This window comes from Mesorhizobium sp. WSM3859, from assembly GCF_002295065.1.
Taxonomy (GTDB): domain Bacteria; phylum Pseudomonadota; class Alphaproteobacteria; order Rhizobiales; family Rhizobiaceae; genus Mesorhizobium.
Genome location: NZ_NSGG01000005.1, coordinates 166,926 through 192,421 on the forward strand (window position 1 = coordinate 166,926; position 25,496 = coordinate 192,421).

Annotated in this window: 25 protein-coding genes; 22 read left to right on the forward strand and 3 right to left on the reverse strand. The window is 64.4% G+C overall.

Annotated features, from left to right (window positions below; all coding sequences use genetic code 11):
- Position 1 precedes the first annotated feature (1 nt).
- The 7 genes from CK230_RS13365 (at position 2) to CK230_RS13395 (ending at position 5,766) form a co-directional block, all read left to right on the forward strand.
- Positions 2-1,114 (forward strand): mandelate racemase/muconate lactonizing enzyme family protein, encoded by a 1,113-nt coding sequence (locus CK230_RS13365; protein ID WP_095817633.1) that lies wholly within the window; start codon positions 2-4, stop codon positions 1,112-1,114.
- A gap of 10 nt (positions 1,115-1,124) precedes the next feature.
- Entirely contained in the window at positions 1,125-1,454 is a 330-nt protein-coding gene (locus CK230_RS13370) for an L-rhamnose mutarotase (protein ID WP_095817634.1), read from the forward strand.
- A complete protein-coding gene (locus CK230_RS13375; RefSeq protein ID WP_095817635.1) occupies positions 1,447-2,520 on the forward strand; it encodes a Gfo/Idh/MocA family oxidoreductase in 1,074 nt (357 codons plus the stop codon). Before CK230_RS13370 ends, CK230_RS13375 begins: the two co-directional genes overlap by 8 nt.
- 8 nt (positions 2,521-2,528) lie before the next feature.
- Entirely contained in the window at positions 2,529-2,975 is a 447-nt protein-coding gene (locus tag CK230_RS13380) for a MaoC/PaaZ C-terminal domain-containing protein (RefSeq protein ID WP_095817636.1), read from the forward strand.
- Between the two features lie 18 nt (positions 2,976-2,993).
- Entirely contained in the window at positions 2,994-3,725 is a 732-nt protein-coding gene (locus CK230_RS13385) for an SDR family oxidoreductase (protein ID WP_095817637.1), read from the forward strand.
- 38 nt (positions 3,726-3,763) lie between these two features.
- Positions 3,764-5,041 (forward strand): L-fuconate dehydratase, encoded by a 1,278-nt coding sequence (locus CK230_RS13390; protein WP_095817638.1) that lies wholly within the window; start codon positions 3,764-3,766, stop codon positions 5,039-5,041.
- Positions 5,042-5,106: 65 nt separating this feature from the next.
- Positions 5,107-5,766 (forward strand): DUF2161 family putative PD-(D/E)XK-type phosphodiesterase, encoded by a 660-nt coding sequence (locus CK230_RS13395; RefSeq protein WP_095817872.1) that lies wholly within the window; start codon positions 5,107-5,109, stop codon positions 5,764-5,766.
- A 209-nt stretch (positions 5,767-5,975) separates the two neighbouring features.
- Here CK230_RS13395 and CK230_RS13400 read toward each other — a convergent pair whose 3' ends face one another.
- Positions 5,976-6,923 carry a GlxA family transcriptional regulator gene (locus tag CK230_RS13400; protein WP_095817639.1) on the reverse strand — a complete coding sequence of 316 codons (948 nt, stop codon included), beginning with the start codon at positions 6,921-6,923 and terminating at the stop codon, positions 5,976-5,978.
- Positions 6,924-7,041: 118 nt separating this feature from the next.
- On the opposite strand from CK230_RS13400, the gene CK230_RS13405 reads away from it, so the two are divergent.
- From CK230_RS13405 to ugpC, 7 genes are all read left to right on the forward strand, one after another.
- Positions 7,042-7,749 (forward strand): DJ-1/PfpI family protein, encoded by a 708-nt coding sequence (locus CK230_RS13405; protein WP_095817640.1) that lies wholly within the window; start codon positions 7,042-7,044, stop codon positions 7,747-7,749.
- A 117-nt stretch (positions 7,750-7,866) separates the two neighbouring features.
- Positions 7,867-8,598, forward strand: coding sequence for a FadR/GntR family transcriptional regulator (locus CK230_RS13410; protein WP_095817641.1), 732 nt, complete (start codon positions 7,867-7,869; stop codon positions 8,596-8,598).
- Complete coding sequence (locus CK230_RS13415) at positions 8,595-9,797, forward strand: PLP-dependent transferase (RefSeq protein ID WP_095817642.1); 1,203 nt, start codon at positions 8,595-8,597, stop codon at positions 9,795-9,797. Before CK230_RS13410 ends, CK230_RS13415 begins: the two co-directional genes overlap by 4 nt.
- A 27-nt stretch (positions 9,798-9,824) precedes the next feature.
- Entirely contained in the window at positions 9,825-11,102 is a 1,278-nt protein-coding gene (locus CK230_RS13420; RefSeq protein ID WP_095817873.1) for a sugar ABC transporter substrate-binding protein, read from the forward strand.
- 184 nt (positions 11,103-11,286) lie between these two features.
- Positions 11,287-12,210, forward strand: coding sequence for a sugar ABC transporter permease (locus tag CK230_RS13425; RefSeq protein ID WP_095817643.1), 924 nt, complete (start codon positions 11,287-11,289; stop codon positions 12,208-12,210).
- The gene (locus tag CK230_RS13430) at positions 12,210-13,058 is read left to right on the forward strand and encodes a carbohydrate ABC transporter permease (protein WP_095817644.1); all 849 of its coding nucleotides are present in this window, start codon (positions 12,210-12,212) and stop codon (positions 13,056-13,058) included. The genes CK230_RS13425 and CK230_RS13430 overlap by 1 nt, the downstream gene beginning before the upstream one ends.
- Before the next feature lie 3 nt (positions 13,059-13,061).
- Positions 13,062-14,129 (forward strand): sn-glycerol-3-phosphate ABC transporter ATP-binding protein UgpC, encoded by a 1,068-nt coding sequence (ugpC, locus tag CK230_RS13435; protein WP_095817645.1) that lies wholly within the window; start codon positions 13,062-13,064, stop codon positions 14,127-14,129.
- Here ugpC and CK230_RS13440 read toward each other — a convergent pair.
- A complete protein-coding gene (locus CK230_RS13440) occupies positions 14,126-15,937 on the reverse strand; it encodes an ABC transporter ATP-binding protein (RefSeq protein ID WP_095817646.1) in 1,812 nt (603 codons plus the stop codon). The genes ugpC and CK230_RS13440 overlap by 4 nt on opposite strands.
- A gap of 190 nt (positions 15,938-16,127) precedes the next feature.
- Between CK230_RS13440 and CK230_RS13445 the strand changes: the two genes are divergently transcribed.
- From CK230_RS13445 to CK230_RS13480, 8 genes are all read left to right on the forward strand, one after another.
- Positions 16,128-17,486 (forward strand): LLM class flavin-dependent oxidoreductase, encoded by a 1,359-nt coding sequence (locus CK230_RS13445; RefSeq protein WP_095817647.1) that lies wholly within the window; start codon positions 16,128-16,130, stop codon positions 17,484-17,486.
- 12 nt (positions 17,487-17,498) lie between these two features.
- The gene (locus tag CK230_RS13450) at positions 17,499-18,272 is read left to right on the forward strand and encodes a DUF427 domain-containing protein (RefSeq protein ID WP_095817648.1); all 774 of its coding nucleotides are present in this window, start codon (positions 17,499-17,501) and stop codon (positions 18,270-18,272) included.
- Between the two features lie 55 nt (positions 18,273-18,327).
- Entirely contained in the window at positions 18,328-19,971 is a 1,644-nt protein-coding gene (locus CK230_RS13455; protein WP_095817649.1) for an ABC transporter substrate-binding protein, read from the forward strand.
- A gap of 31 nt (positions 19,972-20,002) precedes the next feature.
- Complete coding sequence (locus CK230_RS13460; RefSeq protein WP_095817650.1) at positions 20,003-20,962, forward strand: ABC transporter permease; 960 nt, start codon at positions 20,003-20,005, stop codon at positions 20,960-20,962.
- The gene (locus CK230_RS13465; protein ID WP_095817651.1) at positions 20,959-21,846 is read left to right on the forward strand and encodes an ABC transporter permease; all 888 of its coding nucleotides are present in this window, start codon (positions 20,959-20,961) and stop codon (positions 21,844-21,846) included. The genes CK230_RS13460 and CK230_RS13465 overlap by 4 nt, the downstream gene beginning before the upstream one ends.
- Before the next feature lie 63 nt (positions 21,847-21,909).
- The gene (locus CK230_RS13470; protein ID WP_095817652.1) at positions 21,910-22,395 is read left to right on the forward strand and encodes a hypothetical protein; all 486 of its coding nucleotides are present in this window, start codon (positions 21,910-21,912) and stop codon (positions 22,393-22,395) included.
- A gap of 119 nt (positions 22,396-22,514) precedes the next feature.
- Complete coding sequence (locus CK230_RS13475) at positions 22,515-23,954, forward strand: aldehyde dehydrogenase family protein (protein ID WP_095817653.1); 1,440 nt, start codon at positions 22,515-22,517, stop codon at positions 23,952-23,954.
- Between the two features lie 120 nt (positions 23,955-24,074).
- Positions 24,075-24,650 carry a DUF1349 domain-containing protein gene (locus tag CK230_RS13480; protein WP_095817654.1) on the forward strand — a complete coding sequence of 192 codons (576 nt, stop codon included), beginning with the start codon at positions 24,075-24,077 and terminating at the stop codon, positions 24,648-24,650.
- Between the two features lie 7 nt (positions 24,651-24,657).
- Here the strand turns inward: CK230_RS13480 and CK230_RS13485 are convergent, their stop codons facing one another.
- Positions 24,658-25,437, reverse strand: a complete 780-nt coding sequence (locus tag CK230_RS13485) for a helix-turn-helix transcriptional regulator (RefSeq protein WP_095817655.1) — start codon at positions 25,435-25,437, stop codon at positions 24,658-24,660.
- Between the last annotated feature and the right edge of the window lie 59 nt (positions 25,438-25,496).

Consider the following 25,496-nt stretch of genomic DNA (forward strand, 5'->3'; position numbering starts at 1 on the left):
CATGGCGAGAATCGAGAAGATCGAACTGCGCATGGTCGACCTCGTGCCGAAGGTGAAGCGCACGGACGCCATCCAGAGCTTCGTCAGCCAGGAAACGCCGATCGTCACGATCACCGATTCCGATGGCGCAACAGGCACCGGCTACAGCTACACGATCGGCACCGGCGGCTCGTCGGTGATGCGGCTTCTGGCCGACCATCTCGCGCCGCGCCTGATCGGCCGCGACGCCGACCAGATCGAGGCGATCTGGCACGATCTCGAATTCGCCACCCACGCCACCACCATCGGCGCCATCACCGCGATCGCGCTGGCCGCGATCGACACGGCGCTTTGGGACCTGCGGGCGAGAAAACAGAAGCTGCCTCTCTGGAAGCTTGCCGGCGGCGCCAAGGACCGCTGCCCGCTCTACACGACAGAAGGCGGCTGGCTGCATATCGAGACGCAGGCCTTGGTCGACGATGCGCTGGAAGCGAAGGCCAAGGGTTTCACCGGCTCGAAGGTCAAGATCGGCAAGCCGCATGGCTCCGAGGATTTTTCACGGCTGTCGGCCGTGCGCAAGGCGGTCGGCGACGGCTACGAGATCATGACCGACTGCAACCAGGGTTTTTCCGTCAACGAAGCGATCCGCCGCACCGAGCGGCTGCGCGATCTTGATCTCGCTTGGATCGAGGAGCCGCTGCCGGCCGACGACATAGACGGCCATGTGCGGCTGTCGAACTCGACCGCGACGCCGATCGCCGTCGGCGAGTCGCTTTATTCGATCAGGCACTTCCGCGAGTATATGCAGAAAGGCGGCGCCAACATCATCCAGGTCGATGTCGGCCGCATCGGCGGCATCACGCCCTGGCTGAAAGTGGCGCATGCGGCGGAGGCCTTCGACATGCCGGTCTGCCCGCATTTCCTGATGGAGTTGCATGTCAGCCTGGTCTGCGCCATCCAGAACGGCAAATATGTCGAGTATATTCCGCAGCTCGATGAGTTGACGGGCGCCAAGATGCGCATCGAGGATGGCCATGCGCTGGCGCCCAGCGAGCCGGGCATCGGCATCGACTGGGACTGGGACGCGGTCAAGGCAAGAAGCATCGCCGAATTCACCACGGCGATCGTGAAATAGGGAGGCGGATATGCAGCGCATGGGAATGGTGCTTGGGTTGAAACCCGAGAAGGTCGAGGAATATGTCCGGCTCCATGCCGCTGTATGGCCGGACGTTCTCACCATGATCTCGGCCTGCAACATCAAGAACTACTCGATCTACCTGAAGCGGCCGGAGAACCTGCTGTTCTCCTATTTCGAATATCATGGCACCGACTACGCCGCCGATATGGCGAAGATGGCGGCCGATCCCAAGACCCAGGAATGGTGGTCGGTGTGCATGCCCTGCCAGGAGCCGCTGGAAACCCGCAAGGAAGGCGAATGGTGGGCGTCGATGGACGAGGTCTTCCATCATGACTGATGCCTTCGATCCGGCATCGCTGGCGCAGTCCTGGCCGAAGCCCTCGAAGCCGCGCCCGATCGTCACCTTCGGCGCCGGCTCGATCGTCGGCGACGCGCATTTTCCCGCCTACCGCAAGGGCGGCTTCCCGATTTCCGGCCTCTACGATCCGGATCAGGCGAAGGCGGAGAAACTTGCCGACAAGTGGGGCGTGACGGCGTTCCGTTCGGTCGAGGAAGCAGCGGCGGTGAAGGACGCCATCTTCGATCTCGCCACACCGCCGGGCAGGCACGCCGAGGTGCTGAAGGCCCTTCCGGACGGCGCGGTGGCGCTGATCCAGAAGCCGATGGGCAATTATCTCGGCGAGGCGACCGAGATCCTTGAAATCTGCCGCGCCAAGAACCTCAAGGCCGCGGTCAATTTCCAGCTCCGTTTCGCGCCGATGATGCTGGCGCTGAAGGACGCCATCGCCAAGGGCTGGCTAGGCGAAGTCGTCGATTTCGATGCGCTTCTGGCCCTCGACACGCCCTGGCAGCTCTGGGAATTCCTGCTCAAGGCGCCGCGCGTCGAGATCGCCATGCATTCGATCCATTATCTCGACCTGATCCGCCAGCTTCTCGGCAATCCGCTGGGCGTGCATGCCAAGACGCTCGGCCATCCCAACCACAAGGTCGCGCAGACCCGCACCAGCGCCATCCTGGACTATGGCGACACGGTGCGCTGTGGGCTGTCGATCAACCACGACCACAAATTCGGCCGGCGCTACCAGGCCTGCGAGTTCCGCATCTGCGGCACCGAGGGCGCGGCCTACGTCAAGCTCGGCCTCAACCTCGACTATCCGCGCGGCGAGCCGGACATCTTGGAAATCCATCCCAAGGGCGGCTCGGATTGGGTCACCATCCCGCTCGCCGGCGAATGGTTTCCCGATGCCTTTGTCGGCCGCATGGCCAATGTCCAGCGCTTCGCGTCCGGCGAGGACGCCGAGCTTGTCAGCTCCGTCGAGGATGCCTGGCACACCATGGCGCTGGTCGAAGCCGCCTATAAATCAAGCGCCGCGCCGGCGACGCCGCTGGCTGCGAAGCCGTAAGGCCGGACATGGAACAGACCACCTATTTCGAGGATTACGAGATCGGCTCGTCGCGCCTCACCAGCGGCCGCACCATCACCGAGACCGATTTCGTCGTCCATGCCGGCCACACCGGCGATTTCTTCCCGCACCACATGGACGCCGAGTTCATGAAGACCACGCCTTTCGGCCAGCGCATCGCGCATGGCACGCTGGTCTTCTCGGTCGGCGTCGGCCTGACGGCGAGCGTCATCAACCCGGTCGCCTTCTCCTATGGTTACGACCGGCTGCGGTTCATCAAGCCGGTTTTCATCGGCGACACGATCCGTACGCGGACTACCATCGCGGCTAAGGAACACGACCCGAAACGGCCAAACGCCGGACGCGTCATCGAACGCGTCGAGGTTTTGAACCAGCGCGACGAGGTCGTGCTGGCGGCGGACCACATCTACATCGTCGAGCGCCGGCCCGGCTGAAACACGGAGACAGAAGAAATGGCTGACATCACAGGCAAGGTCGTGGTCGTCACGGCGGCCGCGCAAGGCATCGGACGGGCAAGCGCGCTGGCTTTCGCCAAAGCCGGCGCCATCGTCCACGCCACCGACATCAACGAGGCGGCTCTGGCCGAAATCGGCAAGACACCCGGCATCGCGACGCGAAAGCTCGATGTGCTGAACGATGAGGCAGTGAAGACAGCTTTCGCCGAGATCGGACGCGTCGACGTGCTGTTCAACTGCGCCGGTTTCGTCCATGCCGGCTCGATCCTGGAGATGAAGGACGAGGATCTCGACTTCGCCTTCAACCTTAATGTGCGCGCCATGATCCGCACCATCCGCGCCGTGCTGCCCGGCATGCTGCAGCGCGCCGACGGCTCGATCATCAACATGGCCTCCGTCGCTGGCGCCCCGAACGGCGTGCCGAACCGTTTTGCTTATGGCGTCACCAAGGCCGCCGTTATCGGCCTGACCAAGTCGATCGCCGCGGACCATGTCGCCAAAGGCATACGCTGCAACGCCATCTGCCCGGGCACGGTGGAGAGTCCCTCGCTTCAGGGCCGCATGCAGGCGCAAGGCGACTATGAGGCGGCCCGCGCGGCCTTCATCGCCCGCCAGCCGATGGGCAGGATCGGCACGCCGGAAGAGATCGCCGACCTCGCCGTCTATCTCGCCGGCGCCACTTATACGACAGGGCAGGCCTATAACATCGATGGCGGCTGGTCGATCTGAGGCCGTTGCGGCACGGCAATTCAGTCATGAGGCAGAGAATGACGAAAATCACGGATCTCAGAACCTTCGACCTGCGCTTCCCGACGTCGCAAAGCCTCGACGGCTCGGACGCGATGAATCCGGACCCGGATTACTCGGCCGCCTATGTCATCCTCGACACCGATGTGCCGTCGCTGAAAGGCCATGGGCTCACCTTCACCATCGGCCGCGGCAACGAGATCTGCTGCGCGGCGATCGAGGCGCTGCGCCATCTCGTCGTCGGGCTCGACCTCGACTGGGTGAAAGAGGATCCCGGCCGTTTCTGGCATCACTTGACCGGCGACAGCCAGTTGCGCTGGATCGGGCCCGACAAGGGCGCCATGCATCTCGCGGTCGGCGCTGTGGTCAACGCGGTCTGGGACCTGTGGGCTAAGGAGGCCGGCAAGCCGGTCTGGCGCCTGGTCGCCGAGATGAGCCCGAAAGAGATCCTGCGCATCGTCGACTTCCGCTACCTCACCGACGCCATCACGCCCGCCGAAGCACTGGCAATCCTGAAGAAGGCCGAGGCCGGCAAGGCCGGCCGCATCGCCACGCTCGAGCGCGAAGGCTATGCCTGCTACACCACTTCGGCCGGCTGGCTCGGCTATCCCGACGACAAGCTCAGGCGCCTCTGCCAGGAAGCGATCGACGATGGCTTCAACCACATCAAGCTGAAAGTCGGCCGCGACCGCGCCGACGACATCCGCCGCCTCAGGATTGCCCGTGAGGTGATCGGGCCGGACCGTTACCTGATGATCGACGCCAACCAGGTCTGGGAGGTCGACCAGGCGATCGACTGGCTCAAGGACCTTGCCTTCGCCAAGCCCTTCTTCATCGAGGAGCCGACCAGCCCGGACGATGTCGCCGGCCATGCCAAGATCCGCAAGGCTGTCGCGCCGATCAAGGTCGCGACCGGCGAGATGTGCCAGAACCGCATCATGTTCAAGCAGTTCATCGCCGGCGGCGCGATCGACGTAGTGCAGATCGATTCCTGCCGCATGGGCGGGCTGAACGAAGTGCTGGCGGTGCTTCTGATCGCCGCCAAGTTCGGCCTGCCAGTCTGGCCGCATGCAGGCGGCGTGGGCCTCTGCGAATATGTCCAACATCTGTCGATGATCGACTATGTCGCGGTGTCAGGCAGCAAGGACGGACGAGTGATCGAATATGTCGACCACCTGCACGAGCATTTCATCGAACCCTGCGTCATCCGCGACGCCGCCTATATGCCGCCCCAGGCGCCTGGCTTCTCGATCGAGATGAAGGCCAAGTCGATCGAGGACTACCTGTATCGCGTCTGACGTTGGTGCCGCGACCGCAATGGTGCCGCTGGGCCGACCAGCCGCGAATCGGCTATGCCTCTTGCATGCAGGAGACTTCCCTCTACGAGCCGGTGAAGCGGTTCCTCGAGAGCATGGATTTCGCCGTCAAGGGCGAGGTCGGCGGCTGCGACGTGGTCGGCGTGCGCGCCGGCGAGCCGCCGGTTGTCGTCATCTGCGAGCTCAAGCTGCAATTCAACCTCGAGCTGGTCCTGCAAGCCGTCGACCGTGCAGCGGCCTGTGACGAGGTCTGGCTGGCCGCCTTGATGTCGGCGCGCGGCAAGGGCCGCGAGCACGACCGCCGCTTCCGTGCGCTTTGTCGTCGCCTCGGCTTCGGGCTGTTGGGCGTCGGCAAGAAGGGCGAGGTGGAGCTGCTGCTCAGCCCCGCCGCCTTGCCGCCGCGTCGGGATCCCAGACGACGCTCGCGCCTGGTCGAGGAGCATCACCGCCGCAAGGGCGATCCGTCCATCGGCGGCAGCACGCGCAAGAAACCGATCATGACCGCCTATCGGCAGGAGGCGCTTGCCTGCGCCGCCGCCATGGCCGAGGGCCCAAAGCGGCCGCGTGATCTCAAGGCGCTTTCGCCACGCGCCGCGAGCATCCTGCAGCACAATTACTATGGCTGGTTCGCCCGCGCCGAGCGTGGCATCTACGCGCTGACCGAAGCCGGCCTTGCGGCGATTGGGCCGCTTCCGGCAGCGCTATAAGGTCACGCCCGGAGGCCACGGAAGGCTTTTTTCGCGCAGGCCGAGGTCACATAGGGCCCTGCAAGCCCCGTTGCAGGTCGCCGCGTATCAGGTCGACCAACTCGACCTCGGCGATGCTCGAATCCGGCTTTCAGACGAAATCGAATTTCAACCGCGAGTTCCGGCGGGTCACCACGCTCAGCCCCGCTTCATGGCGCGAGCGGTCGCGCTCAGAAACGCTCGCGGTAGTCTCGCGGGTTGGTGCCGAGGACGCGTAGAAAGCCGCGCCGCATCGTTTCCTCGGAACCGAAGCCGCAGCGCCGGGCCGTCTGGCCGACCGTCTGTCCCCGTTCCAGCATCCGCCGTGCCGCCTCGATCCGGATCTCCTCGACGGCACGCGCGGGTGTCCGCCCGGTCGCCTCCTGGTAGCGCCGCGAGAAACTGCGCCGGCTCATATTGGCGCGGTCGGCCAATTGCTCCAGCGAAAGGTCGGCGCTGAGATTGTCCAGGATCCAGCCATGCAGCCGGTCGAAGCGCCCGTCGCCTTGCTGCAGCTTAAGGGTCTGGCTGAACTGCGCCTGGCCGCCGGGACGCTTCAGGAAGACGACCAGCTCGCGCGCCACCGCCAGCGCCATGCGCCGGCCAAGGTCGGCCTCGACGAAGGAAAGCGCGAGATCGATGCCCGCCGTCACGCCGGCCGAGGTCCAGACATTGCCGTCGCGAATGAAGATCGGGTCGGGGTCGAGCCGAACCGCCGGAAAGCGCTTGGCGAACTCCGCGCAGCGTCCCCAATGGGTAACCGCGCGGCGGCCGTCGAGCAGGCCGGCCTCAGCCAGCAGCATGGCGCCGCTGCAGACGGAGGCGATTCGCGTCGCATCGCGCGAGCGGCCGACGATCCACTGCACCAGCTCGATATCCTCGCAAGCCGCGTTGACGCCCCAGCCGCCGGGCACGATCACCGTGTCGATCTCGGTCCCATGCGCCGGCAGCGCCGCCGCCTCAAGCACCAGACCGGACGATGTCGTGATCCGTGGCGAAGCGGCGACGACGACGACGTCATAGGCCGGCGCTTCGCCGGCCTGCGTCCTGAAGTCGATGGCGCTGGCGAAAACCTGGAGCGGTCCGCTGACATCGAGGAGCTGGATATCGGGATAGGCGAGGATTTCGATGCGGCGCATGGCTTTGGCCTGAAACGAGGGGTGATTGGCGATCGGGCCAAAGCATGATGCCGTAGATTGCCCGAAGTCAACCTGCCCCCAAAGTCAACCTGCCCAAAGTCAAACTGTGGAGATTTCCATGAGCCTTCGTTTCGGCATTCTCGTCTTCCCCAACGTCCAGCAACTCGACCTCACCGGGCCTTATGAGGTCATGGCGACCGTCAAGGGCGCCGAGGTGGAACTGATCTGGAAGGATCGCAATCCGGTGACGTCCTCGACGCGGCTGTCGCTTACGCCGACTGCCACCCTCGAGGATTGTCCGCCGCTCGACGTGCTGTGCATTCCGGGCGGTGGCGGCGTGAACGCGCTGCTCGAGGATAAGGCGGTTCTCGATTTCGTCTGGGAGCGCGCGGCTGAGGCGCGCTACATCACCTCGGTGTGCAGCGGCGCCCTGGTGCTTGGCGCTGCCGGACTGCTCAAGGGCAAGCGCGCCACCACGCACTGGTATGCACATGATTTCCTTGAAGAGTTCGGCGCGATCCCCGTCGATGCGCGGATCGTCGAGGACGGCAAGCTGATCACCGCCGGTGGTGTCACCTCGGGCATCGATTTCGGCCTGGCGCTCGTCGCAAGGCTGCTCGGCCAGGCCGAAGCGGAGATTGTGCAGCTCTCGCTCGAATACGCGCCGGCGCCGCCCTTCCGCTCCGGCACGCCGGCCGAGGCCTCACCGGCGGTCCTGGCGGAGGCGAAGGAGCGTCTCTCGGCCTCGCGGCGGGTCCGCGAGGAAATGTTCGCGCGCTGGCGCCAGAAGCGCAGGGCTGCCGAGCCAAAGCGCATCCGCGCCTGAAGCGCCAGGGCCGAATGATATCCCACTATTCGGCTCTTGCTCGTTTCGACTGTTGACTCATCTTTCCGCCTGTGCAGAAATTGGTTGGACCATTGAACCACTTTAGGCGCAGTCGGATTGACCGATCTTTTGCCCCCGATCCAGACGACAGCCCGCGATGATGCGGTGCTGAAGGCGTTGGCGGGGTTCGTGCGGCGGGAGGCTCTGGGCCCGGGCGAAAAACTGCCGACCGAGCGCATCCTCGCCGAACGCCTCAAGGTGAGCCGCAACACGGTGCGCGAGGCGCTCACCCGTTGGGAGGGATTGGGCCTTGTCGAACGGCGCCAGGGCTCGGGCACCTATCTCAAGGCCGCCGTCTCGCCCGACATGCTGCATATGCCGCTGACGCTGGCCGGCGGCAACGACTTCGCCGGCCTGATGGCGACGCTGGAAATCCGCCGCGCGCTGGAGGCCGAAGCCGCCGCGCTCTGCGCCATTCGCGCCGGCAAGGCCGAGCTAGCCGAGATCGAGCGCAAGCTCGACCTCATGGAGGAGGCCTTCCAGACCCGGGCCGGCATGTCCTCGGACGAGGATTGGGAATTCCACCAGGCGGTCTTCCGCGCCTCCGGCAACCCGCTCTTCGAGCAGATTATCGCCGCCATGTACGAGATGTTCCACCGCTTCTGGGAACATCCGCTGGGCGTGCGCGATTTCGGCCATGCCAGCTTTCCCTATCACCGCACCATCTTCAATTGCATCGCCGCGCGCGACCCCGATGGCGCTCGCGCCGAGGCGCTGAAGCTGATCGCCACCGTCGAGGACGATCTGAAGCGCGGCGCCGCCAACCTCAAACTTTCGGACCGCAGATGAACGAGCAGCCCAACACCTTCGATCCGGCTTCCATGGCCGGCGACTATCTCGGCGAGGCGGCGACGCTGCTGGCGCATGACGATCCGTTCCCCGGCGGCGCGGTGGTGCCGCCGATCTACCAGACCTCGCTCTTCACCTTCGCCAGTTACGCCGACATGGCCGACACCTTTGCCGGCAGAAGAAAGCAGCCGATCTATTCGCGCGGCGACAATCCGACGGTGATGGAGTTCGAGGCGCGTGTCGCGGCCTTGGAAGGCGCCGAAGCCGCGCGCGGCTTCTCCAGCGGCATGGCGGCGATCAGCGCGACCGTGCTCGCCTTCGTCGGCGCCGGCGAGCGCATGGTCGCCGTGCGCAACTGCTATGGCGATGCCTACCGGCTGTTCGAGCGGCTGTTCCCGCGCCTGAACATCAAGGTCGACTATGTCGACGGCTCGGACCCGGACGCGGTCGCCGCGGCCCTTCCCGGCGCCAAGCTGCTCTACCTCGAAAGCCCGACCTCGATGATGTTCGAGCTGCAGGACATCGGGCATTTGGCGCGGCTGGCGAAGGAGCAGGGTATCGTCACCACCATCGACAATTCCTGGGCCACCCCCGTGTTCCAGAAGCCGATCTCGCATGGCGTCGACCTGGTGCTGCACTCGGCCTCGAAATATCTGGGCGGCCACAGCGACACCGTCGCCGGCGTGGTGGCGGGTTCGGCTGCTCACATCAAGCACATCAACGAGCAGACCTATTCCCAGCTCGGCGGCAAGCTGTCGCCCTTCGAAGGCTGGCTCTTGCTGCGCGGCCTGCGCACGCTGCCGCTGCGCCTGCCGCATCACATGAAGAGCGGGCTCACCATCGCCGAGCGGCTGAAGGCGCATGGCAAGGTCGAACGGGTCAACCATCCCGCCTATTCCAACCATCCCGGCAAGAAGACATTAGCCGGCTATGCCGGCCTGTTCTCCTTCGAGGTCACCGAGGATGTCGACATCCCGGCCTTCGTCGATGCGCTGAAATATTTCCGCATCGGCGTCAGCTGGGGCGGCCATGAAAGCCTGGTCGTCCCGGCAAAGGCCTCGCTCGAGCAGACGCCGGGCATCAATTCGATGGCGCGCTTCGGCGTCAGCCCCCGAACCATCCGCTTCAATGTCGGATTGGAAAATGTCGAAGATCTCTGGGCTGACATCACCCAGGCCTTCGACAAGTCAAAAAAATAACGAGTGTTCAAAATGGGAGTCCTGAACATGAAAAGACTGACCTTCATGCTTGCCGCCGTTGCCGGCCTGGCGATCTCCGCCAGCGGCGCGCTGGCCGACACCACCATCAAGCTGGTCGAAGTCATCACCAGCCCGCCGCGCACCGAATTCCTGAAGAAGCAGATCGCCGAATTCGAGAGCGCCAATCCGGGGATCAAGGTGGAGGTGGTCTCGCTGCCCTGGGGCCAGGCCTTCGAAAAGTTCCTCACCATGGTGCAGGCCGGCGATACGCCCGACGTCGTCGAGATGCCGGAACGCTGGATGGGCCTCTACGCCAACAACGCTCAGCTCGAGGATCTCGGGCCCTACATGGCCAAGTGGGACGACGCCAAGACGCTCGGCGACCGCGCCAAGCAGTTCGGCTCGACCGTCAACAACACGCAGTTCATGATCCCCTACGGCTATTATGTGAACGCGCTGTTCTGGAACAAGAAGCTGTTCAAGGAAGCCGGCCTCGATCGTCCGCCGGCAACGCTGGACGAGTTCGTCGACTTCTCCAAGAAGATCTCAGCCATCCCCGGCAAATATGGCTACTGCCTGCGCGGCGGCCCGGGCGCCTTCAACGGCATGCACATGTTCATGAACATCGCCGACGGCAAGGGCGGCTATTTCACCGACGACGGCACCTCGACCATCAACGATGAAGGTTCGGTCAAGGGTCTGCAGATGCTGGCCGACATGTACAAGAACGGCCTGGCGCCGAAGGACGCGGTGAGCTGGGGCTTCAACGAAACGGTCACCGGCTTCTATTCCGGCACCTGCGCCATGCTCAACCAGGATCCCGACGCGTTGCTCGGCATCGCCGACAAGATGAGCGCCGACGACTTCGCCGTTGCGCCGCTTCCTGTAGGCCCGAGCGGCAAATCCTATCCGACGCTTGGCTATGCCGGCTGGGCGATGTTCGCCAATTCGCAGCATAAGGACGAGGCCTGGAAGCTGATGGCGACGCTGCTGTCGCCGAAGGACAATCTGGAATGGGCCAAGGAAGTCGGCGTCGTGCCGATCCACAATGGCGCCGACCAGGACGCCCACTTCAAGACCGAGCAGTTCAAGGGCTGGTTCACCGAACTCAGCGACAGCTCCAAATATGAAATGGTGACGCCGCCGACCCATCTGGAAAACCTCGGCAACTTCGTCGACCAGGTGGCCATCAAGAACTTCCAGGAAGTGCTGCTCGGCCAGAAGCCGGCCAAGCAGGTGGCCGACGAATGGGCCGCGTTCCTGACCAAGGAGCAGAAGGACTGGCTGGCCAAGAACAAGAAGTGACCTTCTTTCCTTCTCCCCGTTCTACGGGGAGAAGGTGGCCCGAAGGGCCGGATGAGGGGCAGCGCCGACTTCTGAGAAGCTAGCGCCGCCCCTCATCTGCCTGCCGGCATCTTCTCCCCGTTGAACGGGGAGAAGGACGCTGTCGCCTGCGCCGGCACTCACACCTCACCGTAGAGCCAAAATCATGACCTACGCAGTGTCCGAAATACGATCCGCCGCGCTGCCGCGCAAACGGCGGCTGAGCAAGGCCGCGATCGAGCCGTGGCTCTATCTTTCGCCGGCTATCGTGCTTTTGGTCCTGGTGCTTCTGGTGCCGCTGATCATCGGCATCAGCTATTCCTTCCGCAAATTCTCGGCCTTCAAGTCGCAATATGTCGGCCTTGCGCAATACCAGGCGATGTTTTCCGACCAGGTGCTCGGTCAGGCGCTGATCAACACGCTGTGGTGGACCGTCGCCAGCCTGTTCTTCCAGTTCTTCCTGGGGCTGGGTCTCGCGCTGCTCCTCGACAAGCCATTCCATGGCCGCAAGGTCGTCCAGGCGGTGGTGTTCCTGCCCTGGGCGGTGCCATCCTTCCTTTCCGGCCTCACTTGGGCCTGGCTGTTCAACCCGATCATCGGGCCGTTGCCGCACTGGCTCTTCGCGCTCGGCCTCAAGGCCGAACCGACCAATGTGCTTTCCGATCCCGCCACCGCCATGTGGGGGCCGATCGTCGCCAACATCTGGTTCGGCATCCCTTTCTTCGCCATCACACTGCTCGCGGCGCTGAAGTCGATCCCGTCCGAACTGCATGAGGCCGCGGCCATCGACGGCGCCTCGCCATGGCAGCGCTTCACCAAGGTGACGCTGCCCTTCCTGGCGCCGACCATCGTCATCACGGTCATGCTGCGCACCATCTGGATCGCTACCTTCGCCGACCTGATCTTCGTCATGACCGAAGGCGGGCCGGCAGGCTCGACCAGCACGGTGCCGGTCTACATCTATGTCAGCGCTTTCAAGTCGCTGGACAAGGGCTATGCCTCGGCGGTGGCGGTGCTGCTTCTGGTGCTGCTCATCGCCTATGCCATCGGCCTGATCGCCATTCGCCGCACGCTGGTGAGGCACGTCTGATGATCGCCGGTCGCTCCACCTCCTCACGCATTATCGGCGGCATCGGGCTCTACGCGGCCATCACGGCTTACGTGATCTTCGCGCTGTTCCCGATCTTCTGGACGCTGAAGATCTCGGTGACGCCCGAGCGTCTGCTCTATTCCGAAGGCATCACCTTCTGGCCGTCTGAAACCACGCTCAAGAACTTCGCCACCGTGCTCGAAGCGTCCGACTTCCCGCGCTATTTCCTGAACAGCGTCATCGTTTCGGTGTCGACGGCGGCGTTCGTCACCGTCATCGCCACGCTTGCCGGCTACGCCATGTCGCGTTTCACGTTTCGCGGCAAGGCGACGCTGGCGATCCTGCTTCTGCTCACCCAGACCTTCCCGTTGGTTATGGTCATCCCGCCCATCTACCGCATCATGGGCGATCTGGGCCTCACCAACAGCCTGATTGGCCTGATCATCATCTACACGGCCTTCAACACCGCTTTCGCCACCTTCCTCATGCAGTCCTTCTTCGACGGCATCCCGAAGGACCTTGAGGAAGCGGCGATGATCGATGGCTGCACCCGCGCCCAGGCGATGCGTCGGGTGATCGTGCCGCTCACTCTGCCCGGCATGGGCGCCACGCTCGGCTTCGTCTTCACCGCCGCCTGGAGCGAATTGCTGTTCGCGCTGATGCTGATCTCCAGCGACGAGCAGAAGACCTTCGCCGTCGGCCTGCTCACCTTCATCGGCAAGTTCGCCGTCGACTGGGGGCAGATGATGGCGGCGTCCATCCTGGCGCTAATCCCGGTCTGCATCTTCTTCGCCTTCCTGCAACGCTATCTCGTCACCGGCCTCACCGCCGGCGCGGTCAAAGGATAAAAGATGGCTTCCGTCACGCTGCAACATGTCGAGAAGGATTACGGTTCGCTGCGCATCCTGCACGGCGTCGATCTGGAGATCGCCGATGGCGAGTTCGTCGTGCTGGTTGGCCCCTCCGGCTGCGGCAAGTCCACGCTGTTGCGCATGATCGCCGGCCTCGAGGAGGTCACCGGCGGCGAGATCCATATCGGTGAACGCTTGGTCAACGACGTCGCGCCCAAGGACCGTGACATCGCCATGGTGTTCCAGTCCTACGCGCTCTACCCGCATATGGACGTTTCCTCGAACATGGGCTTCAGCCTGATGCTGAAGAAAGCCGAGAAGACGACGATCGACGGCCGCGTCGGCGCTGCCGCCAAGCGGCTCGGCCTTGACTCCTATCTCGGCCGCCTGCCGCGCCAGCTTTCCGGCGGCCAGCGCCAGCGCGTGGCCATGGGCCGCGCCATCGTGCGCGATCCGAAAGTGTTCCTGTTCGACGAGCCGCTGTCGAACCTCGACGCCAAACTGCGCGTCCATATGCGCGCCGAGATCAAGGCGTTGCATCAGCAGCTCAAGACGACGTCGGTCTATGTCACCCACGATCAGGTCGAGGCCATGACCATGGCCGACCGCATCGTCGTCATGCATGACGGCTACGTCCAGCAGGTGGGCCGTCCACTGGAACTCTACGACCGGCCTGCCAACACCTTCGTCGCCGGCTTCATCGGCTCGCCGGGCATGAACTTTTTGCCGGCAAAAGTCGCCAAGGGCGGCAAGGTCGATGCCGTACTCGCCGACGGCCAGAAGCTTCGTTTGCCGGACGGCTTGCCGCTGAGCGAAGGCGATGAGCTGACCATCGGGCTACGGCCCGAGCACATCAAGCTGGTCGACGGCGGCGCGCTGAAGGCCGAGGTCGAGGTGGTCGAGCCGCTCGGTCTGTCGACGCAGTTCTATGTCAGGCTGGCCAATCAGCAGATCTGCGTCTTCGTCATGGGCCGCAGCGACGTGAGGCCGGGCGACACCATTCGGCTGGCCGCCGATCCGGCGGCCCTGCACCTCTTCGATCCGGCGAGCGGAAACCGGATCGGCTAGCTGGCCAGCAGCGCATCTGTTCGCCGGCAGGCGATGAGGTGGCCGTCGCCCACATCGGCGGCGGACGGTTCCGCTTCCCGGCATCCAGGCTGCGCCAACGGACAGCGGCCAGCGAATGCGCACCCGCTATTGGACGTAGTCTCGGCCGCGATCTCCGCCTGAACCGAAACTGCCGGAGCCTCGTCTGAAGATGCCGCCAAAAGAAGCTTCGTGTAGGGGTGGTTGGGTCCGCGAAAGACCTGTTCGGACGTGCCGGTCTCGACCAGCCTGCCGCGATAGAGCACGCCGATCCTGTCGGCCATGTAGCGCACGACCCTGAGGTCGTGGCTGATGAACAGATAGGTCGTGTTCCTGTCGCGCTGCAGATCGTTGAGCAGGTTGAGCACCGTTGCCTGCACCGAGACGTCGAGCGCCGAGGTCGGCTCGTCCAGCACCACCACTTTCGGCGCGCCGGCGAAGGCGCGCGCGATCGCCGCCCTCTGCCGCTGGCCGCCGGACAATGAGCGCGGCTTCTGCTCGGCGGTTGTGTCGGCCAGCCGGACGGAGCGGAGAAGCTCGGCGACGCGGTTCCTTGCCTGGCTCCGGCCAAGCCCGGCAAGCCGCCGCAACGGCCGGCTGATGATCCGCCCGATCCGATGGCGCGGATTGAGCGTGCGGTCCGGCGACTGGAAAACCATCTGCACGTCGCGCCGTTCGCCTGGCACCCGCCTCTCTACGCGGGGAGCCACCGTCCTGCCGAACAGCTCGACCGACCCTTCGGTGGGCGTCTGCAGCCCGGTGACGATCCTTGCCAGCGTCGATTTGCCGGAGCCGGATTCGCCGATCAGGCCGAAGGTCTCGCCCTGCTCGATGCTGAGGTCGACCTTGTGCAGCACCGCCTGGTCGCCAAAGGAATGACTGATGTTCTTGCACGCGATTGCGACCTGTCTGTCTGTTGGAGCGGCAGGAGCGGGGATCGCCACGGTACGACCACGAACGGTCGTACCGATCTCGGCCAGCCGCCCGTTACGCTTGGTGAAATTGAGCGCCGGGATCGAGGCGATCAGCGCCTTGGTATAGGCATGGGAGGGGTTCTCGAACACATCCTCGGCACCGCCGCTCTCGACCACTGCGCCTGACTGCATCACCGCGACGCGGTCGCAGGAACGGCGGATCAGGTTGATGTCGTGGCTGATCAGAAGAATGCTGGTTTTGTGCTCGCGGCGCAGGTCGTCGAGGATGGCGATGACTTCCGATTGCACGCTGGCGTCGAGCGCCGTGGTCGGCTCGTCCAGCACCAGCAGCGCCGGATCGAGCGCGATGGCAATGGCGATGTTGGCGCGCTGCTGCATGCCGCCGGACAATTCATGCGGATAGAGGTCGAGCACCCGCTCCGGATTGGCGACGCGCACGCGCTTCAGCAATTCGGCCGAGCGCCAGCGCGCTTCCTCATGACGCACCGGGCGATGGCGCATGATCGTCTCGCCGATCTGCCTTCCGATCGTCATGGCCGGGCTGAGCGCGGCGCCCGGATGCTGATAGACCGCTGCGATGCGATCGCCCCGCAGGCCGCGCAACTCTTCGCCGGAGAGGGTGCCGATTTCCCGGCCCTGGAACTCCAGCGCCGAGGCGGCGACCCGGGCATTTCCCGGCAGGTAGCGCAATATGGCCAGCGCCACCGAGCTCTTGCCCGAGCCGGATTCGCCGACCAGCCCCAACGCTTCGCCCTGGCCTATTGCCAGCGACACGCCATTGACGGCGGATTGCCATCCTCTTTTCCCGCCATAGGCGATGGAAAGTTTCTCCACATTCAGCACCGAAGGGGACATCAAGACCTCGAAATCGCTTTCTGCCGGTGCCCTAATCGAGGGCAATCGCTTCCACTCAGATAGTATATTATCTCTATAAAATTACTCGGATTAGAGGCGAGCGCAATCTAGCCTTTTGCAAATTGGAGATCGCGGGCCGCCGGACAACGCGGCGCCCGTCTCTCCCCCAGCGATTTGCAAGGAGGCCGACATGGCGCGAGACCACTTGATCCTGAGCGCATTCTTCTTCAACCCGCAGGGCGATCATCGCATGTCGTGGCGGCATCCACGCGCGCCCGGCCGGGAAGTGCTCGGCTTCGACTACTACCGTGAGCTGGTTCAGGCGGCCGAACGCGCCAGGATCGACACCATCTTCGTCGCCGATCACGTGTCGATCTGGGATTCGGTGAAGAGCGGCGTCGCGCATTACGCCAATGCCCGCCTCGAGCCGCTGACGCTTCTGTCGGCGCTGGCCAGCGTGACGAAGCATATCGGTCTCATCACCACCGCGTCGAGTTCCTACAGCGAACCTTACAACGTGGCGCGCCTGTTCGCTTCGCTCGACCACATCAGCCAGGGCAGGGCGTCGTGGAACGTCGTCACCTCGGCCATGGACGAGGAGGCGCGCAATTTCGGGCGCGACGGCAACATCGAGCATGCCTTCCGCTATCAGCGCGCCGCCGAATTCCTCGATATCGTCAAGGGGCTGTGGGACAGCTGGGAGGACGAAGCCCTGCTGTTCGACAAGGAAACCGGCTATTTCGCCGATCCGGACAAGGTCCATGTGCTCGACCATCGCGGCGCGCATTTCAAGGTGCGCGGGCCGCTCAACGTCTCGCGGCCGCCGCAAGGCCATCCGCTGATCCTCCAGGCCGGGTCCTCGGAAGACGGCAAGAATTTCGCCACCGCCCACGCCGACGCCCATTTCGCCATCTACAGCACCAGGGAAGACGGCATCCGGTACCGCGAGGACATCAACGAGCGTCTCGCCCGCTACGGCCGGCGGCCCGAAAGCTTCAAGATCCTGCCGGGCATCTTGCCGATCGTTGCCGCTTCCGAGGCCGAGGCGCGCGACAGGCAGGAATATCTGCAGACACTGCTGCCGGACCGCGTCGGCATCGATCTCCTGTCGAGCTGGAGCGGCATCGACCTTTCGGCTTATCCGCCGGACGGCCCGTTGCCGCAGCTTCCGGACGAAAGCACCTTCAATGGCGGCCGCACCTCGCTCAACCGCGTCAGGCAGTGGGCGACGCAGAACCTGACGCTGCGCGAAATCGCTCGCAAGCTCGCCAACAGCGGCTCGGTGCCGACCGTCGCCGGCACGCCGAAGCAGATCGCCGACCAGTTGCAGGATTGGTTCGAGGCGGGCGCCGCCGACGGCTTCAACCTGATGTTCCCGCTGCTGCCGGAAGACTGGATCAATTTTGCCGAGCAGGTCGTGCCCGAGCTGCAGCGCCGTGGCGTCTTCCCGACCGAATACGCGCCCGGAACGCTGCGCGACCGCTTCGGCCTCGCGCGCCCCGCCAACCGCTTTGCCGAGCAGCGCGCCAACCAGCGCGCCGTATCCTGAAGGAGAGCCGCCATGACCGGCGCACCTAGGCTGCAGCCGCGCGAAGCCACCGCGCCGCAGCTGATCAATGTCCTGCACAGCCCCAAGCGCATCCGCGTCAAGTTCGGCGGCCGCGTCATCGCCGACAGCCGCAACGTGCTGGTGCTGCGCTCCAACCATTTCCTCCCGATCTATTTCTTCCCGCTGACGGCGGTCGACCAGTCGGTGCTGAAACCGTCGAAGCATAGCCAGCAGCATCCCGTCGGCGGCGAGACGAAATACTGGGATATCGAAGCCGGCGACCGGCGCGCCGCCGATGCAGCCTGGTCGTTCACGGCGCCGCCGGACGAGAATCTCGCGCCGCTAGCCGGCCGCGTCGCCTTCACCTGGAACCTTGTCGACCAGTGGTTCGAGGAGGAGGAAGAGGTCTTCGTCCATGCCCGCGATCCCTATGCGCGCATCGACGTGCTGCAGAGCTCCAGCCATGTCGAGATCTGGTTCGACGGTGAGCCGATCGCCGACAGCCGTCGTCCGGTACTCCTGTTCGAAACGCATCTGCCGACGCGCTTCTACCTACCGCCGGAAGATGTCCGGCTCGACCGGTTGAGGGCTTCGTTGACGAGGACCCGATGTCCCTACAAGGGCATCGCCTCCTACTGGTCGGGCGTGCTCAAGGACGGCTCGGTGCGCGAGGACATCGCCTGGGCTTACCGCGATCCGATCGCCGACATGCCGAAGATCAAGGGGCTGATCGCCTTCTATCCGCAAGCAGTCGACCGCATCCATCTCGACGGCCAGCCGATCTGATCCGGCCCCGTCGTTTCCACTTCATTTCAAAACCACGATTTTCACAGAGGCAAAAATGACCAAACGCAACGAAATCGACGCCCTTCGCAATCTCTCCGGCGACATCTGGAACGTCGCCGTCGACGAATACGCCAAAGGCTATCTCAAGCGCCGCGACCTGCTGAAATATGCAGCCCTGATCGGCCTGACCGGCTTCGCCGCCTCGCAGGGGCTGGGCTTTTCCGGCTCGGCCCGCGCGGCTGCTAGCGGCGGCACCGTCCGCGTCGGGCTTGGCCAGCCGACCAAGGCGATCGATCCGGTCACCGTCACCGATCCGGCCAGCATCGGCGTGCTCAGCCAGGTCGGCGAGTACCTGATTCTCGACGATCCCAAGGATGGCCTGCAGCCGAAGCTCGCTCTGTCCTGGGAAGCCGACGAGACGGCAAAGCGCTGGACCTTCAAGCTGCGGCCCGGCGTGAAATTCCATGACGGCCGCACCGTCACCGCCAAGGACGTGGTGGCGAGCTTCGAGCGTCTCGTCGACCCGAACAGCGGCTCCTCGGCACTGTCGGCCTACAAGGGCATCCTCTCCAAGGGCGGCGCCAAGATCGTCGACGACGAGACGGTCGCCTTCGATCTCGACCAGTCGAACTCGAATTTCCCCTTCTATGTCTCTTCCGACGTCTACAACGCCGTGATCCTGCCGGCCGACTATGCCGGCGACTTCGAGAAGAATTTCAACGGCACCGGTCCGTTCAAGCTCGAATCCTTCCGTCCCAAGCAGGGCGCCAGCTTCGTGCGCAATCCCGATTATTGGGGCGACAAGGCGCTGCCCGATCGCGTCGAGATCAAATTTTTCGACGACGAGCAGGCGCAGGTTGTGGCGCTACAGGCCGGCCAGCTCGATGTCATCCCGAGCACCACGCGTCTGGAACTGGCGATCGAGGGCAATCCCAACTTCAAGCTGCTGAGCGTCCAGGCGAGCTCGCATGACGTCGTGCATCTCAGGACCGATCAGGCGCCGTTCACCGACAAGCGCATCCGCCGCGCCCTGGCGCTCACCCTCGACCGCGAAGCCATCGTCAAGGGCCTGCTCAAGGGCCGCGCCATCGTCGGCAATGACACGCCCTTCGCGCCGATCTTCCCCTCGGTCGATCCGTCAGTGCCGCAGCGCAAGCAGGATATCGCCGAGGCCAAGCGTCTGCTGGCCGAAGCCGGCGTGCCGAACGGCTTCGAGGTGACGCTGACCACCGAGCGCGCCTACGACATCCCCGACTACGCCGTGATCATCCAGAACTTCGCCAAGAAGGCCGGCATCGACATCAAGCTCAACGTCCTGCCGCAGGATGCCTACTACGGCTCGGCCACGTTCGGCAGCTCGCCATGGCTCGATTCCAATCTCGGCATCACCGATTTCGGCCATCGCGGCACGCCCGACATCTTCCTCAACGCGACGCTGAAGAGCGGTGGCGCGTGGAACGCCGCGCATTTCAAGAATGCGGATTATGACGCGTTGCTGGTCGAATACGGCAAGGCCCGTGACCTGCAGACGCAGCGCATCGCTGCCGGCAAGATCCAGACCCTGCTGCTCGACGAGACGCCGGAGATCATCAGCTACTTCTCGCAATACAGCCGGATCGCCAGCGCGAAGGTCGAGGGCGTGCGCTTCACTGCGATCTCGCATCTTCTGCTCGACCGCGTTTCCTTCGTCCAGGCATGATGCGGAGACGTCAAACTGGCCGGGGCACCGGATGCTGACCGGCCGCACCTTGTCGGCGCGCGCGGCCTCGCTGCTCCTCACGCTGTGGCTGGTCAGCGCGCTGGTCTTCCTCGCCGGGCAGGTCCTGCCCGGCGATGTCGCGCGCGTCATGCTCGGTCCCTTCGCCGACGCACAGGCCGTCGCGGCGCTGAACAGGCAGCTCGGCGCCGACCAGCCCGTGCTCGTCCAGTACTGGCGCTGGTTCAGTGCCGCGCTCGGTGGCGACTTCGGCACGTCGCTGTCGATGCGCGCACCGGTCGCGCCGTTCGTGTTGGCAAGCCTCGGCCGCTCGGCCGCACTTGCCGGCATCATCCTTTTGTTTCTCGTGCCGTTGGGTGTTGGCGCGGGCATCGTCGCTGGCCTGAACCGGGGCCGCCCGGTCGACCGGCTGATCGTGCTCGCCGGCGTCTCCTTCGGCATCGTACCGGATTTCGTCTCCGGCCTGCTCCTGCTGCTGGTCTTCGGCCTGTGGCTGAACTGGCTGCCGATCACGGGTGCTGCGCCAGATGGCGCGGGCTTCTGGACGAGCGGCTACTATCTCATTCTGCCGGCGCTGCCGCTCGTGCTCAATCTCGCCGGCTATCTGGCGCGCATGACGCGGGCCGGCGTCATCGAGGCCCTTGCCGCCGACTATACGAGGACAGCCACTCTCAAGGGTCTCGATCGCCGGCAGGTCATTCTCCGCCACGTGCTGCCCAATGCGTTGACGCCGACGATCGCGGTGCTGGCGACGCAGAGCGGCTATATGCTCGGCGGGCTGGTGGTGATCGAGGCGCTGTTCGGCATCCAGGGCCTCGGCAATCTGGTTCTGAACGCAGCCAAGTCGCGCGACTTCCCGATGCTCGAGGCAGGCGTGCTGGTCATGGCGATGATCTTCGTCCTGTCGGCCGCGATGGGCGATTTCGTCCAGGCGCTGCTCGACCCGCGGCAGCGGCGGCAGGCGTCGCGATGATGGATCTCCTGGAATTCCCGGCACCGTCGCACGCGCCCATTGTCCTGCGGTTCGCGGGCAGGCTGGGCCGCGCGGTTCGCGGCCTTCCTGTCTCCGTCATTATCGGATCGCTCATCCTCGCCTTCTGGATCGCCTGCGCTTTGTTCGGCGACCGGCTGGTTCCCTACGATCCCTATGCCGAGGATTTCCTCGCCACGCTGACGCCGCCGGACGCCGCGCACTGGTTCGGCACCGATCATCTCGGCCGTGACGTGCTGTCCCGCATCATCGTCGGATCGCGCGACATCCTGCTGGTGGCGCCGCTCGCGACACTGGGTGGCGTTGCCGCCGGCACCATCATCGGCCTGGCGCTCGGCTATTTCGACGGGCTGGTCGACGCGGTCGGCGCGCGGCTGCTCGACACGCTGATGGCCTTCCCCTTCATCGTGTTGGTCACCATGACGCTGGTGGCGCTGGGACCCTCGAACCTCACGGTCATTCTGGTGATCGCCATCGCCTATGCGCCGCTGGTGGCCAGGACCGTCCGCGCCGCGGTGCGCGAGCAGAAAGAACGCGAATATGTCAGCGCCGCCCGCCTCGGCGGCGAGAATGCCTTTGCCATCATGGTGCTGGAGATCCTGCCCAACATCAGGGAGACGATCCTGATCGAGCTCGTCACCAGGCTGGGCTACGCCTTCTTCTCGATCGCCACGCTGAGCTTCCTCGGCCTCGGCATCCAGCCGCCTTCGGCAGACTGGGGCCTGGCGGTTGCCGAAGGCTACGGCTTCCTGACCGGCGGCAAATGGTGGGTGGTGGTGTTCAATTCGGCGGCGATCGTCTCGCTGGTCATGGCGACCAACCTGATCGCTCAAGGCATCGGTGCCTTCGAGAATAGCGAACGGTGATTTGACCTTCTGAGGCTCGCGCTCTGCTAGACTCCCCGTTGATTCGTCTCGACAGGGAACGGCATGAGCAAGGCCCTCGGCACATTCGCACTGGTCACGGTTTTGAGCGCCTTGCTGATGGCGCTGTCATTGGCTGTGGCGCGGCACGGCTACCCCTATGGCGCCTATGGCGTGAAGCGTCTCGACGGCATTGCCGATGCCGGTTCCTTCCTGGCGATTGCCGCCGTCTATTTCTTCGGCGCCATGCTGATGATGATCCTGCCGATCCGCGCCGCCGGCATCGTGCTCACCCATGCCGCCGACGCGGTCTTCTGGGCGACGATCATGCTGTTCGCGACCATCGTCGGCTCGCTGATCGCCAGATGGGCCTTCGGCCAGCATGAGGTGCTTTGGGCGCTCTTCAACTGGCGCTTCCTGTTCGTGGCGGTGATCGTGGCGGCACACCTCACCATGAACGAGCTTCGCCGCAACATCCTGCTCAGGAGCCTGTTCTTCGTCATCTTCGGCGCGGTCACGCTCGCCTGCCTGTTCTGGTCGTTCTCGACCTGACGCGAACCAGCTCTAGGTTTAAGATCGCGGGTAGACCTGCTCCCGGACAATCACTATATCATTTGTCTGACAATTGACCCGGCCGGAGGCCGCCGCGACCAAAACCCAAGGAAAACAAGATGACCCTGCACCGCAAGAACCTGATCGACGGCGAGTGGCTCGGCGAGGCCGGCTCGCGCAACATCAACCCCTCCAACACCAACGATGTCGTCGGCGAATACGCTTCGGCCGGGCCGGAAGAGGCCAAGCAGGCCATCGCCGCCGCGAAGGCGGCCTTTCCGGCCTGGTCGCGCTCCGGCCCGCTGGCCCGCCATGCCGTGCTGAAGAAGACCTCCGACGAGATCATGGCGCGCAAGGACGAGATCGGCCGGTCGCTCGCGCGTGAAGAAGGCAAGACCTTGGCCGAGGGCATCGGAGAGACGATCCGCGCGGCGCAGATCTTCGACTTCTTCGCCGGCGAGACGCTGCGCCTCTCGGGCGAGATGGTGCCGAGCGTGCGGCCCGGCGTCGGCGTCGAGATGACCCGCGAGGGCGTCGGCGTCGTCGGCATCATCACGCCGTGGAATTTCCCGATCGCCATTCCCGCCTGGAAGATCGCCCCGGCGCTCACCTACGGCAACACCATCGTCTTCAAGCCGGCTGAGCTGGTGCCTGAGAGCGCCTGGACCATCGTCGATATCCTGCATCGCGCCGGCCTGCCCAAGGGCGTGCTCAACCTCGTCATGGGCAAGGGCTCGGTGGTCGGCCAGGCGATGCTCGACAGCCCCGACGTCAACGCCATCTCTTTCACCGGCTCGGTCGGCACCGGCAAGCGCGTCGCCGCAGCAAGCGTCGAGCACATGCGCAAGTTCCAGCTCGAGATGGGCGGCAAGAACCCGCTGGTCGTGCTCGACGATGCCGACCTTGCCGTGGCCGTCGACTGCGCCGTCAACGGTGCCTATTTCTCCACCGGCCAGCGCTGCACGGCATCCTCGCGCCTGATCGTCACCGACGGCATCCACGACCGTTTCGTCGATGCGGTGAAGGAGCGGCTCGACAAGCTCGTCATCGGCGATGCGCTCGACGCGCAGACCCAGATCGGTCCTGTCGTCGACGCAACCCAGCTGAAGCAGGATGAAGACTACATCGCCATCGGTGTGAGGGAAGGCGCAACGCTTGCCTTCGGTGGCGAGAGGCTCGATCGCAAGACACCGGGTTTCTATCTGCAGCCGACGCTGTTTACGGGTTCGACCAATGCCATGCGTATCTCGCGCGAGGAGATTTTCGGCCCGGTCGCCAACGTCATTCGCGTCAAGGATTATGACGAGGCGTTGGCTGTCGCCAACGACACGCCGTTCGGTCTCACCTCCGGCATCTGCACGACCAGCCTGAAGCATGCGACGCATTTCAAGCGCAACTCCGAAGCCGGCATGGTCATGGTCAATTTGCCGACGGCGGGTGTCGACTTCCACGTGCCGTTCGGCGGCAGCAAGGGGTCCAGCTACGGTCCGCGCGAGCAGGGCCGCTACGCCATGGAGTTCTACACCACGGTGAAGACGGCCTATACATTCGCCGGCTAAAGCAATTCCAGGAAAAGTGTGAGCGGTTTTCCGTTCGGAATTGCGTAAAAACAAGGGGATAGTGCGTTTCGCCGTTTCCGTGAAACGGTGAAACGCACTAGTCCGATTCGGGGGAGATCGATGAGCGTGGCCGACATGACATGGCTCAACCCGCCGCCGCACCATACGGTCGGCGACGGCACGCTCACCGTCCGCACCGGCAAGGACACCGATTTCTGGCGCGAGACTTTTTATGGCTTCTGGCGCGACAACGGCCATTTCCTCTACCGTTCCGTCGAGGGCGACTTCAGCGCCGAGGTCACCGTCAAGGGCGACTACAAGGTGCTCTACGATCAGGCGGGGCTGATGCTGCGCCTGAGCGAAACCCACTGGATCAAGGCCGGCATCGAATATACCGACGGCCTTGCTTACTTCTCCGTCGTCGTCACCAACGACACCTCCGACTGGTCGCTGGTCGCCATCGCCGCCGGCAAGGACGGCGTCCGCATCCGCCTGACCCGTCACGCCGAGGCGATCCGCATCCAGTATCTGGACGCCTCGGATGGCCACTGGAAGCCGGTGCGGCTGGCCTATTTCCCGATCTCTAAGTCGGTCAATGTCGGCATGATGTGCTGCTCGCCGCAACGCGAAGGCTTTGAAGCGACCTTTTCCGGCTTCACCGTCGGGCCGGCGATTTTACGGGAATTGCACGACTGACGCGGTCTTAGCGTTCCATTCTATGCTGGAAGAACTGCAGGAACAATTCGCGCTCGGTGGTGATGTCGAGCTTTTCATAGATGCGGCGGCGATGGTTCTTCACCGTGCCGACGGTGATGCCTAGCCGCTCGGCGATGTTGGCGGTCGGGTGGCCGGCCAGGATCAGCTGCACCAATTCGCGCTCCCGCAGCGACAGCTCCGGCCACAGGCTGTCCGGAATGCTCGGCTTCTGCTGTGGTGAGGCGCCCGGGCCGCTCGGCGCCGAGGTGCGGGAAAAATCTGAGCCGCGCGCCTTGATGTCCAGCGCATGCAGCGCCTCGAACACTGGCAGCCGCTCGGTGAGCAGCGCGATCTCGCTGTCCTTGAAGGACACGGTCGAACGGTCGAGGAAGATGCCGAGGCACCAGTCGCCGCCATCGGCCAGCATGATGCCGACCTCGTCGCAGATCTCCGACTGCGCCAGGAAGCCGGCTATGTACTGGCCGCGCTTGGCTTCCTCGTCGGCCAGCCCTTTCAGCGGCATGATGCCAAGCCGCCGCTCGCGCCGCCACGAGGCGTAGAAGGGATCGAAGACGTAGTAATTGTCGAGATAGCGCCGCACCATCTCGTCCGAGAAGCGCCGGTGCTTGACGAATTCCGGTGTCCTGGTCGCCGAATAGCGCGTCACCGTCACCAAATCATGCGCGATGTCGGCGCCGATCAGGTCGATCAGGCAGTCGACATGCCGGTCGGTGCCGGTGGCGGCGATCGCCTTGGCCAGCGGCGCCCAGATGTTGCCCATGCGCATGCCCTTTTCTCGGCGAACCGCACCGCGCGGTCATTGTGTCTTTAGGCATATGGCGCGAT

What these genes read in the sequence shown, in the direction of transcription:
- CK230_RS13365 (WP_095817633.1), top strand. Translation starts at nt 2, where the DNA reads ATGGCGAGAATCGAGAAGATCGAACTGCGCATGGTCGACCTCGTGCCG.
- CK230_RS13370 (WP_095817634.1), top strand. Translation starts at nt 1,125, where the DNA reads ATGCAGCGCATGGGAATGGTGCTTGGGTTGAAACCCGAGAAGGTCGAG.
- CK230_RS13375 (WP_095817635.1), top strand. Translation starts at nt 1,447, where the DNA reads ATGACTGATGCCTTCGATCCGGCATCGCTGGCGCAGTCCTGGCCGAAG.
- CK230_RS13380 (WP_095817636.1), top strand. Translation starts at nt 2,529, where the DNA reads ATGGAACAGACCACCTATTTCGAGGATTACGAGATCGGCTCGTCGCGC.
- CK230_RS13385 (WP_095817637.1), top strand. Translation starts at nt 2,994, where the DNA reads ATGGCTGACATCACAGGCAAGGTCGTGGTCGTCACGGCGGCCGCGCAA.
- CK230_RS13390 (WP_095817638.1), top strand. Translation starts at nt 3,764, where the DNA reads ATGACGAAAATCACGGATCTCAGAACCTTCGACCTGCGCTTCCCGACG.
- CK230_RS13395 (WP_095817872.1), top strand. Translation starts at nt 5,107, where the DNA reads ATGCAGGAGACTTCCCTCTACGAGCCGGTGAAGCGGTTCCTCGAGAGC.
- CK230_RS13400 (WP_095817639.1), bottom strand. Translation starts at nt 6,923, where the DNA reads ATGCGCCGCATCGAAATCCTCGCCTATCCCGATATCCAGCTCCTCGAT.
- CK230_RS13405 (WP_095817640.1), top strand. Translation starts at nt 7,042, where the DNA reads ATGAGCCTTCGTTTCGGCATTCTCGTCTTCCCCAACGTCCAGCAACTC.
- CK230_RS13415 (WP_095817642.1), top strand. Translation starts at nt 8,595, where the DNA reads ATGAACGAGCAGCCCAACACCTTCGATCCGGCTTCCATGGCCGGCGAC.
- CK230_RS13420 (WP_095817873.1), top strand. Translation starts at nt 9,825, where the DNA reads ATGAAAAGACTGACCTTCATGCTTGCCGCCGTTGCCGGCCTGGCGATC.
- CK230_RS13425 (WP_095817643.1), top strand. Translation starts at nt 11,287, where the DNA reads ATGACCTACGCAGTGTCCGAAATACGATCCGCCGCGCTGCCGCGCAAA.
- CK230_RS13430 (WP_095817644.1), top strand. Translation starts at nt 12,210, where the DNA reads ATGATCGCCGGTCGCTCCACCTCCTCACGCATTATCGGCGGCATCGGG.
- ugpC (WP_095817645.1), top strand. Translation starts at nt 13,062, where the DNA reads ATGGCTTCCGTCACGCTGCAACATGTCGAGAAGGATTACGGTTCGCTG.
- CK230_RS13440 (WP_095817646.1), bottom strand. Translation starts at nt 15,937, where the DNA reads ATGTCCCCTTCGGTGCTGAATGTGGAGAAACTTTCCATCGCCTATGGC.
- CK230_RS13445 (WP_095817647.1), top strand. Translation starts at nt 16,128, where the DNA reads ATGGCGCGAGACCACTTGATCCTGAGCGCATTCTTCTTCAACCCGCAG.
- CK230_RS13450 (WP_095817648.1), top strand. Translation starts at nt 17,499, where the DNA reads ATGACCGGCGCACCTAGGCTGCAGCCGCGCGAAGCCACCGCGCCGCAG.
- CK230_RS13455 (WP_095817649.1), top strand. Translation starts at nt 18,328, where the DNA reads ATGACCAAACGCAACGAAATCGACGCCCTTCGCAATCTCTCCGGCGAC.
- CK230_RS13460 (WP_095817650.1), top strand. Translation starts at nt 20,003, where the DNA reads ATGCTGACCGGCCGCACCTTGTCGGCGCGCGCGGCCTCGCTGCTCCTC.
- CK230_RS13465 (WP_095817651.1), top strand. Translation starts at nt 20,959, where the DNA reads ATGATGGATCTCCTGGAATTCCCGGCACCGTCGCACGCGCCCATTGTC.
- CK230_RS13470 (WP_095817652.1), top strand. Translation starts at nt 21,910, where the DNA reads ATGAGCAAGGCCCTCGGCACATTCGCACTGGTCACGGTTTTGAGCGCC.
- CK230_RS13475 (WP_095817653.1), top strand. Translation starts at nt 22,515, where the DNA reads ATGACCCTGCACCGCAAGAACCTGATCGACGGCGAGTGGCTCGGCGAG.
- CK230_RS13480 (WP_095817654.1), top strand. Translation starts at nt 24,075, where the DNA reads ATGAGCGTGGCCGACATGACATGGCTCAACCCGCCGCCGCACCATACG.
- CK230_RS13485 (WP_095817655.1), bottom strand. Translation starts at nt 25,437, where the DNA reads ATGCGCATGGGCAACATCTGGGCGCCGCTGGCCAAGGCGATCGCCGCC.